10 protein-coding genes are annotated in these 12844 nt (G+C 74.4%); 7 read left to right on the forward strand and 3 right to left on the reverse strand.

Translation table 11 applies throughout. The annotated features are described in order from the left end of the window. Nucleotides 1-86 precede the first annotated feature (86 nt). The 5 genes from IF09_RS0117260 to IF09_RS0117280 all read left to right on the forward strand — a co-directional run bounded on the left by IF09_RS0117260 (nucleotide 87) and on the right by IF09_RS0117280 (nucleotide 6335). Nucleotides 87-1256: a glycosyltransferase gene (locus IF09_RS0117260; protein WP_030296634.1), complete on the forward strand. Its 1170-nt coding sequence runs from the start codon at nucleotides 87-89 to the stop codon at nucleotides 1254-1256. A gap of 247 nt (nucleotides 1257-1503) precedes the next feature. After that, complete coding sequence (locus IF09_RS0117265) at nucleotides 1504-2016, forward strand: DUF6643 family protein (RefSeq protein WP_030296636.1); 513 nt, start codon at nucleotides 1504-1506, stop codon at nucleotides 2014-2016. Between the two features lie 55 nt (nucleotides 2017-2071). Continuing rightward, nucleotides 2072-2896, forward strand: a complete 825-nt coding sequence (locus IF09_RS0117270; protein WP_030296638.1) for an MOSC domain-containing protein — start codon at nucleotides 2072-2074, stop codon at nucleotides 2894-2896. A 259-nt stretch (nucleotides 2897-3155) separates the two neighbouring features. After that, nucleotides 3156-3761 (forward strand): hypothetical protein, encoded by a 606-nt coding sequence (locus IF09_RS0117275; RefSeq protein ID WP_030296640.1) that lies wholly within the window; start codon nucleotides 3156-3158, stop codon nucleotides 3759-3761. Nucleotides 3762-3893: 132 nt separating this feature from the next. After that, on the forward strand, nucleotides 3894-6335 hold the full coding sequence (locus IF09_RS0117280) for a right-handed parallel beta-helix repeat-containing protein (protein WP_030296642.1): 2442 nt from the start codon (nucleotides 3894-3896) through the stop codon (nucleotides 6333-6335). Here IF09_RS0117280 and IF09_RS0117285 read toward each other — a convergent pair. Then, nucleotides 6286-8748, reverse strand: a complete 2463-nt coding sequence (locus tag IF09_RS0117285; protein ID WP_234321048.1) for a hypothetical protein — start codon at nucleotides 8746-8748, stop codon at nucleotides 6286-6288. The two genes, IF09_RS0117280 and IF09_RS0117285, sit on opposite strands and share 50 nt — an antisense overlap. Nucleotides 8749-8950: 202 nt before the next feature. Between IF09_RS0117285 and IF09_RS0117290 the strand changes: the two genes are divergently transcribed. Next, nucleotides 8951-9448 carry an SRPBCC family protein gene (locus IF09_RS0117290; protein WP_030296646.1) on the forward strand — a complete coding sequence of 166 codons (498 nt, stop codon included), beginning with the start codon at nucleotides 8951-8953 and terminating at the stop codon, nucleotides 9446-9448. Between the two features lie 61 nt (nucleotides 9449-9509). Here IF09_RS0117290 and IF09_RS0117295 read toward each other — a convergent pair whose 3' ends face one another. Continuing rightward, a complete protein-coding gene (locus tag IF09_RS0117295) occupies nucleotides 9510-10646 on the reverse strand; it encodes a PLP-dependent cysteine synthase family protein (protein WP_030296648.1) in 1137 nt (378 codons plus the stop codon). Nucleotides 10647-10844: 198 nt separating this feature from the next. Between IF09_RS0117295 and IF09_RS0117300 the strand changes: the two genes are divergently transcribed. After that, nucleotides 10845-11393: an ATP-binding protein gene (locus IF09_RS0117300; RefSeq protein ID WP_030296650.1), complete on the forward strand. Its 549-nt coding sequence runs from the start codon at nucleotides 10845-10847 to the stop codon at nucleotides 11391-11393. 181 nt (nucleotides 11394-11574) lie between these two features. Here the strand turns inward: IF09_RS0117300 and IF09_RS0117305 are convergent, their stop codons facing one another. After that, nucleotides 11575-12810, reverse strand: coding sequence for an ROK family protein (locus IF09_RS0117305; RefSeq protein WP_030296652.1), 1236 nt, complete (start codon nucleotides 12808-12810; stop codon nucleotides 11575-11577). Nucleotides 12811-12844 lie beyond the last annotated feature (34 nt).

The raw sequence follows: 12844 nt of genomic DNA on the forward strand, positions 1-12844 counted from the left end.
CCCTCCCACCGCCGAGTGCGGAACCCGCCACCCCCGCCCGCGCCCGAATGCGGGACACGCCCCGCGGGGTTCGGCAGACTGCCCGCATGGGCCTTCTCTGCGCCGCCTGCGCGTCCCTCGTCGTCTGGATCTGGCTCACGTTCGCCCAGGGCATGTTCTGGCGGACCGACGTGCGGCTACCGCCGCGCAGCGCTCCCGCCCGCTGGCCCTCCGTCGCCATCGTCGTCCCGGCCCGGGACGAGGCCGGGGTGCTGCCCTGCAGCCTGCCCTCGCTCCTCGCCCAGGACTATCCCGGCGAAGCCGAGGTCATCCTGGTCGACGACGGCAGTACCGACGGCACCGGCGCCCTCGCCCTGCGGCTGGCCCGGGAGCAGCCCGGGCTGCCCCTCACCGTCGTCTCCCCCGGCGAGCCGGAACCCGGCTGGACCGGGAAGCTGTGGGCGCTGCGGCACGGCATCGCGCTCGCCCGGACCTCCCGTGCCACCGAGCCCGAGTACCTGCTCCTCACCGACGCCGACATCGCGCACGAGCCCGACAGCCTGCGCGAGCTGGTCGCGGCCGCGACGACCGCCGGGCTCGACCTCGTCTCGCTGATGGCCCGCCTGCGTGTCGTCAGCCTCTGGGAGCGGCTCGTCGTACCGGCTTTCGTGTACTTCTTCGCCCAGCTCTACCCCTTCCGCCGGATCAACCGCCCGGCCGGCCGGACCGCCGCCGCGGCCGGCGGCTGCGTCCTGCTGCGCACCGAGGCCGCCGTACGGGCGGGCGTGCCGGAGTCGATCCGGCAGGCCGTCATCGACGACGTCTCCCTCGCCCGTGCCGTGCGGCGCTCGGGCGGCCGGATCTGGCTGGGGCTCGCGGAGCGGGTGGACAGCGTGCGCCCGTACCCGGCGCTCGCGGACCTGTGGCGGATGATCTCGCGCAGTGCGTACGCACAACTGCGCCACCGTCCGCTGCTGCTGGCCGGGACGGTGGCGGGGCTCGTGCTCGTCTATCTCGTCCCCCCGGTCGCCTTCCTCGCAGGTCTGGCGACCGGGCGGGTCGCCACCGCCTGGGCCGGTGCTCTCGCCTGGCTGCTGATGGCCGGTACCTATCTGCCGATGCTGCGCTACTACCGCCAGCCGGCCGTGCTGGCTCCACTGCTTCCGCTCACGGCGCTCCTGTACCTCCTGATGACCGTCGACTCGGCCGTCCAGCACTACCGGGGCCGGGGCGCGGCCTGGAAGGGCCGCACCTATGCCCGTCCGAGTGATGCCTGAAACGGCGAACCGCCCTCCGTGTCGATGTCATCCCAGGTCACCGAATTGTGACGCTGCGTCAGCAGCAAGTCGGTGCAACACCCAACCGGTGAGTACGAGTAGGAGCAACCCGGGGCGCAAGTGGCGAAAACGTGCACATGAACGAGAAGTGAGGGGTGTGGCTCTGACCTGCGAATATGCAGGTCAGGGCGGTGTTCGTCACACCTCGCTATGGACCCGGTGAAGTCGTGGGCTTAACTTAGGTCCCATGACCTCCCCCCGCTCCACTTATGGCGGCGGTTACTACTCCGCGCCCTCCTTCCCGGACACCCCCATCTACGACTCCCTCGTCGCCGAACGCGGCACCCCGCAGATCGCCCCGATCCGCGTTCCGGCCGCGTACGACTCCCCGAGCGCCGGCTATTCGAGCGGTGGGTACCTCCCGGCCCTCGCCTCGTCCTTGCCCGCGCTGCCCCCGGCCATGCCCCAGCAGCAGCAAGCCCCTGCGTACGGGTACCCGTACCAGCAGCAGGCGCCCGCGCCGATGCCGCTGCAGAACGCGCCCGCCCCGTACATCCCGCAGCAGCAGCCCGTCGTGGCCCGCGCGGGGTACATGCAGCAGGCGCAGCCGCAGCAGCCGCGACCGGTGGCCACGGGCACCGGGTACGAGGCGATGCGTCCGGCCGCACCGCGCCCGATGCAGGTTCCGGTTCCGGCTCCGGTTCCGGCCGCCTCGTACGAGGACCCGTACGGCCGCCCGTACCAGGGGCGTGGCTACTGACGGGCCCGCCGACGCTCGTCGGGGCGCGCGTGGGAGCTCCTGGCAGGATGCTCCCATGGCGAATTTGTATGTCCAGGCGCTCCACGTCCATCCCGTCAAGTCGGTAGCGGGGACAGCTCCCGACGAGGTGGTCGTGGAGCCCTGGGGTCTGTCCGGGGACCGGCGGTGGGCACTCGTCGACACCGAGGGCACGGTCATCACCCAACGCCAGCAGCCCCGGCTGGCGTTGGCCGCGGCGCGTCCGCTGGGGGGCGGCGCCGTCGCGCTCTCGGCACCGGGCATGGCCGAGCTGGTCGTGGAGGTGCCGCAGCCGGGTCCGCTGGAGCCGGTGGTCCTGTTCGGCAAGAAGGTCGAGACCGTGCTCGCCGCGAGCGCCGCGGCCGACTGGTTCAGCGCCTACCTGGGGGTGCCGGCGCGGCTGGTGCACCTGGACGATCCTGCCGTCCGGCGGCCCGTTGACCCGGAGTACGCGCTACCGGGCGAGACGGTGAGCCTCGCCGACGGCTATCCGGTGCTGCTCGTGACCCTCGCGTCGCTGGACGCGCTCAACGCGCTGATCGCGCAGGGGGACCATCCCGAGGAGGGTCCGCTGCCGATGAACCGTTTCCGCCCGAGTGTGGTGGTCGCCGGCGCCGAGGCGTGGGCGGAGGACGGCTGGCGGCGCATCGCGATCGGCGACGCCGTCTTCCGCGGGGCCCGGGAGTGCGGGCGGTGCATCGTCACGACCACCGACCAGGCGACGGCCGAGCGCGGCAAGGAGCCGCTCAAGACCTTGGGCCGGCACCGGCGGATCGGCAAGTCGCTGGCGTTCGGGCGGCAGCTGGTTCCGGTGCGGGTGGGCACGGTGCGGGTCGGCGACGAGGTCCGCGTCCTGGAGTGAGCGTGCGGCGGCCCCTCGGAATGACACCTTCGAGGGGCTCTGGGGGAACGCTGGAACCAAGCACCGTGGGCGGGCCGTTGGTGCATTCGACAGGTGTGGCAGGAAGGTACGGAAGATCGGCTTCGGCTTCCGTGACTTCGTGCACCGGATCGGGTGACACGACTGCCGCGCGTCCCGGAATGCGCGTTGCCGGGGCATGCGGGAGGCTTGGACCGCAGGCAGACGGAGGCAAAGGGGGTGCCGGACCGTGTGGACAGCCATGGGTGTGTGGCGTTGGCGGCGCAATCCGTTGCGCCGGCCGACGGATCTCTTCGAGGCGTGGCTGGCGTTCGCCGCGCTGGTGTGCGTCCTGCTGGTGGCTCCGGCCGTCGGCACGGTCGCGGGCCTGGAGGTGGACGGCACGCTGCAGCGGGCCGCGCGTGAACAGCGGCAGGAGCGGTACCTCGTCCCGGCGGTGGTGGTCCGGCCGGCCGCCGAGCCGGCATCGGGTGCAGGGGCGAGCGCCGATGCGTCGACGCAGCGGCAGTCCCCCCAGCGCACGCAGATCGTGGCGTCGTGGACGGCGCCCGACGGCAGCAGCCACCAGGGCACGGTGCCGGCCGCGGAGGAACCGCCGCGGGCCGGGGACCGGTTCCGGATATGGACCGATACGCAGGGCCGGCTCGTGGGGCGTCCCCTCGACGCGTCCTCGGCGAGTGCCCACGCTGCGGTGGTGGGCCTGGCGGCGGCCGTCGGCGCGGCCGCGCTGGTGGAGACGGTCCGGCGGCTCGTCGTACGAAGGCTCATGCATCGGCGGTACGTACGCCTGGACCGTGCCTGGGCGGCGGCGGGACCGGACTGGGGCCGGGCGGGCGCGGGCAGCTGACCTGGCATCTCACCGGCTCCGCGCGCGCTACGGTGGAGCGGCCGGGGTCGGTCGTCGCCACGACGGTGGGCGGCGGTGGTGGTTTCGGTCGCTTCGACAGCGCGAGTACGAGGGCGGGGGAACGACAGCACCATGGCACAGGGCACGGTCCAGGTGACGCACGGCGGGTCTTCGCGGTGGCGGCGCCGCTCCGGTGAGTATCCGACGCTGGCCGCCGCGCTCGCCGTCGCGGGCGACGGGGACGTGCTGTCCATCGCTCCCGGCACCTACCGGGAGAACCTGGTGCTCCACCATGCCGTCACCCTGCGCGGGCCGGAGGGCTCGGTGGGTTCGGTACGGATCGCCCCGCTCGACGGGGTCGCGCTGACGGTGCGCGCCTCGGCCGTCGTCCAGGACCTGCACCTGGAAGGGCAGGACCGGGCGGCGCCCGCGCTGCTCGTCGAGGAGGGCTCCCCCGAGCTCACCGATCTGCGGGTGAGCACCCGGTCGGCGGCCGGCATCGAGGTGCGCGGCGGGGCCCGCCCCCTGGTGCGGCGGTGCACGGTGGAGAACCCGACGGGCGTCGGGATCGCCGTGCTGGACGGTGGCGGCGGGGTGTTCGAGGAGTGCGAGGTGGTGGCCTCCGGGCAGGCCGGGGTCTCCGTCCGCGGCGGCGGGCATCCGCGTCTGGAGCGCTGCCGGATCCACCATGCGTCGGGCGCGGGCATCGCGGTCACCGGCGAGGGTTCGGGGCTGGAGGCGCTGGGCTGCGAGGTGTACGAGATCAAGGGCACCGGTGTGCAGATCGCCGCGCGTGCGGTGGCCCGGCTCACCGACTGCGCGGTGCACCGCACCGCGACGGACGGGGTCACCCTCGACACGGACGCGGTGCTCACCCTCGCCGGCTGCGACATCCACGACATCCCGGAGAACGCGGTGGACCTGCGCTCCCGTTCGGTGCTCACGCTCAGCCGCACCACCGTCCGCCGGTTCGGCCGCAACGGTCTGTCGGTATGGGATCCGGGTACCCGGGTGGACGCCGAGTCCTGCGAGATCCATGACAGCACGGGCGACTACCCGGCGGTGTGGATCAGCGACGGGGCCACCGCCTCGCTGAACTCCTGCCGCGTGCACGACGTGCCGGACGCGGTGTTCGTGCTGGACCGGGGCTCGCGCGCCGACGTCGTGGACAGCGACCTGTCCCAGGTGCGCAACACGGCCGTCTCGGTGAGCGACGGGGCGACCGCACAGGTCGACGACTGCCGGATCCGGGAGGCTGCGACCGGGGCCTGGTTCCGCGACCACGGCAGCGGCGGCACCCTCGCCAACTGCACCATCGACGCGGTCCAGACAGGGGTGATCGTCACCAAGGGCGCCGACCCCGCGCTGGAGCGGTGCACGGTGAGCTCCCCGTCCGAGGCGGGGTTCTACGTGTCGGCGGGCGGCCGCGGAAGCTTCCACTCCTGCCGGGTGACGGGCAGCTCCGGCTTCGGCTTCCACGTCATCGACGGCTGCCGCACCACGCTGACCCGCTGCCACACCGAGCGCTGCGCGCGCAGCGGCTACGAGTTCTCGGAGGACGGCCCCCTCGCCGAGGAGTGCACGAGCGACGAGTCCGGGTCGCGGCTCGCGGCCCAGTCGGCCGCGGCCGGGGCCCTCACCGGTGAGCGCGCGGGCATCCGTACGGTCGGCGCGGTCCAGGGCCCTGCGGCGCAGGCGGCGCAGGTGCCCGCTCCGCGCCCGGTGGAGGACGCGGACCGGGGGTCGTCGGCGGCGCGCGGCTCCGGCGAGGTGCTGGGCCAGCTCGATGCACTGGTGGGCCTGGAGAGCGTCAAGCGCGAGGTGCGGGCGCTCACCGACATGATCGAGGTGGGCCGGCGACGGCAGCAGGCGGGCCTCAAGGCCGCCTCGGTGCGCCGCCATCTGGTGTTCACCGGCTCCCCCGGCACCGGCAAGACGACGGTGGCCCGGCTCTACGGCGAGATCCTCGCCTCCCTCGGGGTGCTGGAGCGCGGCCACCTGGTCGAGGTGTCCCGCGTGGACCTGGTCGGCGAGCACATCGGCTCCACGGCGATCCGTACGCAGGAGGCCTTCGAGCGGGCGCGCGGCGGGGTGCTGTTCATCGACGAGGCGTACGCGCTGGCACCGGAGGACTCGGGCCGGGACTTCGGGCGCGAGGCGATCGACACCCTCGTGAAGCTGATGGAGGACCATCGGGACGCGGTCGTGGTGATCGTCGCCGGGTACACGGCGGAGATGGACCGGTTCCTGACCGTCAATCCGGGTGTGACCTCGCGGTTCTCCCGGACCATCACCTTCGGCGACTACGGTCCGCAGGAGCTGCTGCGGATCGTGGAGCAGCAGGCGGAGGAGCACGAGTACCGGCTCGGCGAGGGCACGGCCGAGGCACTGCTGACGTACTTCACGGAGCTTCCGAAGGGCCCGGCGTTCGGCAACGGCCGCACGGCCCGCCAGACCTTCGAGTCGATGGTCGAGCGGCATGCGGGCCGGGTGGCGCAGCTGTCGGATCCGGGCACGGACGAGCTCACCCTGCTGTTCCCGGCGGATCTTCCGGCTCTGCCGGCTCCTTGCTGACCCTGGGGGCCGGCACGGCGGGTGTGTCGCCGCTCGGGGCCGGCCCCGCCGATCGGGCGCGGCGGGCGGGTCCCGCCAAACGGGCGAGGAGGGCGTCGCGTTCGGCGGCGAAGGCGGGGTCGGCCTGGTAGTCGAAGTGGCCGAGGATCGGCGCGGGCAGCGGGTGGCGGGCGCTGCGCCCGTAGGCGAGCGGGTCGGCGAGCGGCCCGCGGTCCACCGAGCCGGCCGGGGCGGCCGGGCTTCCCGGGTCCGCCGGGGCAGCCGGGCCCGTGGTGTCGCGGGCGGCTGCGAGGACGGGGCCGCCGATCGGGTCGGTGGCGCGCCAGAGGTTGCGCCAGCAGTCGACGTCGCCGTGCAGCGCGCGGAGCGGGCCGGGGCCGAAGTACGCCGGGAACCAGCGTCCGTAGAGCCGTCGCAGCGGGGAGCCGTACGTGAGGAGGGCGACCCGGCGGCGGACCTGCGGCGGCAGCTGCCAGACGGCGGCCGCCGCGAGGACGCTCCCCTGGGAGTGACCGGAGATCACCAGGCGGCCGCCGGTGCGGCCGGTCCAGCCGGTCATCCGCCAGGTCAGGTCGGGGACGGCGCGCTCGGCGTAGCAGGGCGGCGCGAACGGGTGGGCGGCGCGCGGCCAGAAGGTGCCGACGTCCCACAGCACGCCGATGGTGCGGCGGGCGGCGGGGTCCCGGTAGGCGCGGCGGCCCCAGGTGACGAACAGGACGAAGCCGAGCCCTATGAGCCAGGACCCGGCGTCCTGTGCGGCGCGGGCGGCGGTCTCCAGCAGCGGGTGGGCGCCGCGGGCGGCCTCGCCCGGGACCCGGCCGCTGATCCAGGCTCCGGCGAGGGCGCCCGCGCCGAGCAGCAGGGTGATCCCGGATACGGCGGCGACGAACCAGGGCGCGGAATCGGTGAGCGCGGCGGCGGCCCGGGCCCCGGCGATCCGGCGGCTGCGGTCCTCGTCGGGCGGCTCCCCCGGGTACTCGGCGGCCACCCCGGCGGCGAGCCCGCGCCGAAGGCGGATCCCGCTCACCGCGAACCAGGCGGCGACCAGGGCCAGTACGAGGAGCAGCGGGGGCAGTACGGCGGCCTGCCAGGACAGCAGCACGGGCGGCGCGGGCAGCGGAGCCCCGCCCGGCCCGGGGGCCCCGGCTCCGTCCAGCCAGTCGGCGACCCGCTGGGCGACACCGCCGGACATGACCCCGCCGAGGGCGCAGCCGAGCATGGCGATGGCGGGGCCGCCGAGGCCGTACAGGGCGGTCGCCGGGTCGGGGGCCGACCGGTACAGGCGAGCGGCGACGACGGCGAGGAGCAGGACGCAGCAGCCCTGGCCGAGCATGAGCGTGCCGAAGGCGAAGTCGCCGGGGAGCCGCCCGGCGGAGGTCCACCGGGGGCGGGACCAGCCGGCGTACAGCAGCACGGCGGCGAGCAGCGCGAGGGCGGAGCCGGGCAGGAGGGTGACGGCGGCCCGGTCGAGGCGGTGGTCGGCGCGGGCCTCGGTGCGGCCGCGCCGGCAGACGACCCAGGCGACGGCGACGGCCCCGCCGGCGAGCAGCACCTCCAGGGCCCAGCCGAGGGCCTCGAGGGCGGGGGTGCCGGCGCGGCGGTCGTAGCGGGCGGTGGGCACGGCGACGGCGGCGGCGACGGTGAGCAGCCCGGCGGCGGTGTGCGCGGCGCGCAGCCGGGCCACGATGCGCCGCCCGTACCAGAAGCCGGGCCGGCCGAGCGCGGGCGAACTGCCCGCGGCGGCCGGGGGTACGGCCGTGCCCGCGGGCGGCGGCTGGGTCTCGTACGCGCTCCACGTGCGGTTCGACAGGAACCACAGCAGCCCGGTCAGCGCGGCCGGGACCAGCGCGCCGAGGACGAGCCGCCGCCCGGGCTGGCCCCACCAGCCGCCGGGTTCGAGGAACGCGGGCCAGGAACGGGAGCCGGTGCAGTGGGTGGAGCCCGCGCACTGCCAGGCCAGGAGGTCGAGCGAGACCTCGCAGGCGGCTGCGATCAGCAGCAGGGTGAGGCTGAGGGCGAGGACCCGTACGAGGACCCCGTACGTCCGCACCCCGCGCGGCGCCGGACCGGTGGCGGGCGCGGCCGGCCGGGCCCAGTGGGCGAGGTTGACCACCATGAAGGGCAGGAGCAGCAGCCACAGGGCGCGGGCGCCGTTGCCGGAGGTGAGCCGGGACCAGCAGTAGGCCTCGACCACGGGCCGGCCGGCGTACCACTCGGGGTGGTCCTCGGCGTCGGCGTCCGCGGCGCGGCGGAACACTGCGGCGGTCGAGTCCCCGGTGATCCGGACGGTGCGCGGGTCGCCGAGCAGCTCGTCGGGGGGTGCGCCGTGGACTCCGTGCACACGGAGTTCGAGGGCCAGGGGATGCGGGGGTGTGAGGAGTTCGAGGGCCAGGGGATGCGGGGGCTTGGGGATGTCCGGCACGGCGGCCTCCGCTAGCGGGGCGGGATCAGCGCAGCAACAGCATCCCGCGTCACGGACCCCGTGCCTAGGCCCCCTCCGAGCGGTGCTCCTGCCGGAAGACCGGACCTTCAGCGGACATCTGACGGGGCGCCAGCTATGGTACGCGCACCAGATGCGCACGTACGTTCCGCTGCCCACCTCCAGGAGGCACCCCATGGCACGCCGACTCCGCCCGGTGGGGCTGGACTTCATCGAGGACGCCCCGGTCCGCCTGAGCTTCGCCGCGCGGACGGCGGCAGCGCCCGAGGCCGTGTACCGGGCCCTGGCCGAGGAAGTCGAGGGCTGGCCGCGCTGGTTCAAGGCAGTGACGCTGGCCCGGCCGACGCACGGGGATGCGGGCCGGGAGGTCCGCCTGGTGGGCGGAACCCGCTTCCAGGAGACGATCATGGCGGCGGATCCGGAACGGCGCTACGCGTACCGGGTCGACGAGACCAACGCCCCCGGGGTCCGGGCCCTGTTGGAGGAGTGGCGGCTCGCCCCCGCCGAGTCGGGATCGGGCACCCAGGTGCGCTGGACCTTCGCCGCCGACGGCCCGGTGCTCTTCCGGCTCGCCCTCACCGGTGCCCGGCCGGGGCTGGGCCACTCGTTCCGCTCGGCGGTCCGGGCCCTGGACGCCCGCCTGTCGTCGCAGCGCCCGACCGGCGGCGCATGACGCGGCACATGACACGCCGCATGACACGCCGCCGGCCCGGGCACCGGGCGGCTCCCGCCGGTCAGGCCGTCGGCTCCTGCCAGACGCCCGTCGCCAGCAGTGCCTCGAGAGTCTGCGCGTACGGGGCGATGTCCAGGCCCTGCGAGGCCAGCCACTCGTCCGAGTAGTACTTGTCCAGGTAGCGGTCGCCCGGGTCGCACAGCAGCGTGACCACGCTGCCCTTGCGCCCCTCGGCCACCATCTCCGAGATGATCTTCAGCGCGCTCCACACGCCCGTCCCCGTCGAGCCCCCCGCCTTGCGCCCGATGGCCTGCTCCAGCGCCCGGCACGCGGCGACGCTCGCCGCGTCCGGCACCTTCATCATCCGGTCGATCGCGCCCGGCACGAAACTCGGCTCCATCCGCGGCCGGCCGATGCCCTCGATGCGCGAGCCGCAATCGCTGCTCGCGTGCGGGTCGTTGCCGGTCCAGCCGTCGAAGAAGCAGGAGTTCTCGGGGTCCGGGACGCAGACGCGGGTGTCGTGCTGCATGTAGTGGACGTAGCGCGCGATGGTCGCGGAGGTGCCGCCGGTGCCGGCGGTCGCCACGATCCACGCGGGCTCGGGGTAACGCTCCAACCGCAGCTGCTGGTAAATCGATTCTGCAATGTTGTTGTTGCCGCGCCAGTCCGTCGCCCGCTCCGCGTACGTGAACTGGTCCATGTAGTGCCCGCCCGTTCGGGCGGCGAGCTCCGCCGACTCCTCGTACATCTTCATCGAGTCGTCCACGAAGTGGCATTCCCCGCCGTGGAATTCGATGAGGCGGCACTTCTCCGGGCTCGTCGTGCGCGGCATGACGGCGATGAACGGAACGCCGATGAGCTTGGCGAAGTACGCCTCGGAGACGGCGGTCGAGCCGGACGAGGCCTCGATGACCGGCCGGCCCGGCCGGATCCAGCCGTTGCACAGCGCGTAGAGGAACAGCGAGCGCGCGAGGCGGTGCTTGAGGGAGCCCGTCGGGTGCGTGGACTCGTCCTTGAGGTAGAGGTCTATGCCCCACTCCTCGGGGAGCGGGAAGCGCAGGAGGTGGGTGTCCGCGGAGCGGTTGGCGTCGGCCTGGACCTTGCGGACGGCTTCCTTCAGCCAGGCGCGGTAGTCCGCGTCGCTGCGGTCGACGTCGATCGTCGTAGCCGTCGTACCGGAGGTACGGGTGGTGCTCATGCGCCTTGCTCCTTCGTGCGTTTCTTCGCCCCCTGCTTTCGCAATGTACCTCCCTCACCTGCACAAACAGTCCCTTTGGGTATCTATGCGGATCGCTTTCGATCGCGTTCGGTTGCATACACGGGCACCGTGGGTGACCCTGGTGGAGCATTACTGAGGGTGCAGCACCCGTAACACTCATGTCGGGGAGTCGCAGCCGTGATCAGTCATTCACGCAGGCACTGCGTCGTGGAACTGCAGGCCTTGCCGTCCCGGATCGGGCAGATCCGAAGGATCGTTTCGGCGCAACTGCGCCACTGGCAGCTCGATCCGCTCATAGACCGGGCTGCGCTGGGCGTGACCGAGCTGCTCAGCAACGTCCACCGCCATGCGCAGCCGGACAAGACCTGCACGGTCGAGATCGAGCTGCGGCTGGGGCGGCTCACGGTCTCGGTGTACGACAGCGATCCGCGGCTTCCCGTCCTGCGGGAGGCGGCCGCGGACGCCCTGGAGACCTGCGGACGCGGGCTCGCGCTGGTCGCGGCGGTCAGCGAGGCCTGGGGCGCGCGGAACCAGGCCGACAGCCCCGGCAAGGTGGTGTGGTTCTCGCTCCGCGCCGCCCCGGCGGCATCGGCGCAGCAGCGTCCGATCGGAAACGGCTTCAAACCCGTACGAGAACCCGTGCCGGCGGTGGTCGTCGCCGTGGACCCGGGCGCCGTTCCGACGGGCATGTCGGTGGCGGCGTCGGTCGGCGCCAGGCCCGGGTGAGGGTTCCGCCGCCGCATCCCGCGCCCCGGCAGCACCAACGCCGCCCGGGCGCCGGCGGCCGCTCGCCGGCCCGGCGACGAGCCCGGCCCAGTGGCGAGGCCGGCCCGGCGGTGACCCCGGCCCAGTGGCGAGGCCGGCCCGGCGGTGACCCCGGCCCAGTGGCGAGGCCGGTGAGGACGGCCTAGGCTGCGGCCCCCAGGGTCCCGAGCGGGTCGTCCAGCACCGGCTGCCACGCCAGTTCCGCCGCGCCGACCAGGCTGTTGTGGTCCAGGGTGCACGGCAGGATCGGTACTCCCCCGCTGCGGCCCCACAGGCTGCGGTCCGCGACGACCGCGCGCAGCCGCTCCGGGTCGGCGTGCAGCAGCTCCCGGTGCAGGCCGCCCAGGATGATCCGGTCCGGGTTCAGGATGTTCACCAGCCCCGCGAGGCCCAGGCCCAGCCGGTCGATGAGCTCTTCGGCGGCCGCCCGTACCGCAGGCTCCGCGTACTCCTCGCGCAGCAGGTCGCGGGCCTGCTGGAGCAGCGACACCTCCGGGCCCGGGGTGCGGCCCGCCGCGGTCAGGAAGGCCAGCGGGTCCGCCTCCACGTCCAGGCAGCCGCGGCCGCCGCAGTGGCAGGGCCGCCCCTCCGGGTTGACGGTGAGGTGGCCGACCTCCAGGGCCAGGCCCGAACTCCCGCTGTGCAGGCGGCCGTCCAGCACCAGCGCGCCGCCCACCCCGCGGTGGCCCGTGGCCACGCACAGCAGGTGCTGGGCGCTGCGGCCCGCGCCGTGCCGGTGCTCGGCGAGCGCGGCCAGATTGACGTCGTTCCCGGTCAGCGCCGGGCCGTCGATCCCGGCCGCCTTCACGCACTGCGCGAACACGGCCCGTACGGGAGACCCGGCCGGCCAGGCCAGGTGCAGCGGGTTGAGCGCCGTACCGTCCGGCTCCGCGACCGCCGACGGGACCGCGAGGCCCGCACCGATGCAGCGGCGGCCGGTCTCGGCGAGGAGCGCCGCGCCCGCCTCGACGACCGCGCCCAGCACCTGCGCCGGGTCGGCGGAGACGGTGACCTTGCCCGGGGCGGTGGCCACGATCCGGCCGCCGAGGCCGACCAGCGCGGCCCGGAACCCGTCGGGGTGCACCTGCGCGGCCAGCGCCACGGGGCCGTTCTCGTCGATGGACAGCCGGTGCGAGGGGCGGCCCTGGGTGCCGCCCGCACCGCCCGGGCGGGAGTCCACGCGGATCAGGCCGAGCGCCTCCAGCTCGGCGGCGACGGCCCCGGCGGTGGCGCGGGTGACACCGAGCTCGGCCGTCAGGACGGCGCGGGTCGGGGCCCGGCCCGTGTGGACGAGCTCCAGCGCAGGACCGAGGGCGCCGCGGCCCCGCTCCAGCTTGGTCCTCTCCCCCACCCGCGGCGGGGCCCCGTTGCCGTTCATGACAGCGATCCTCGCATGATCGGCGGTGTGCGCG

Source organism: Streptomyces katrae, from assembly GCF_000717655.1.
In the GTDB taxonomy this organism is placed as follows: Bacteria; Actinomycetota; Actinomycetes; order Streptomycetales; family Streptomycetaceae; genus Streptomyces; species Streptomyces katrae_B.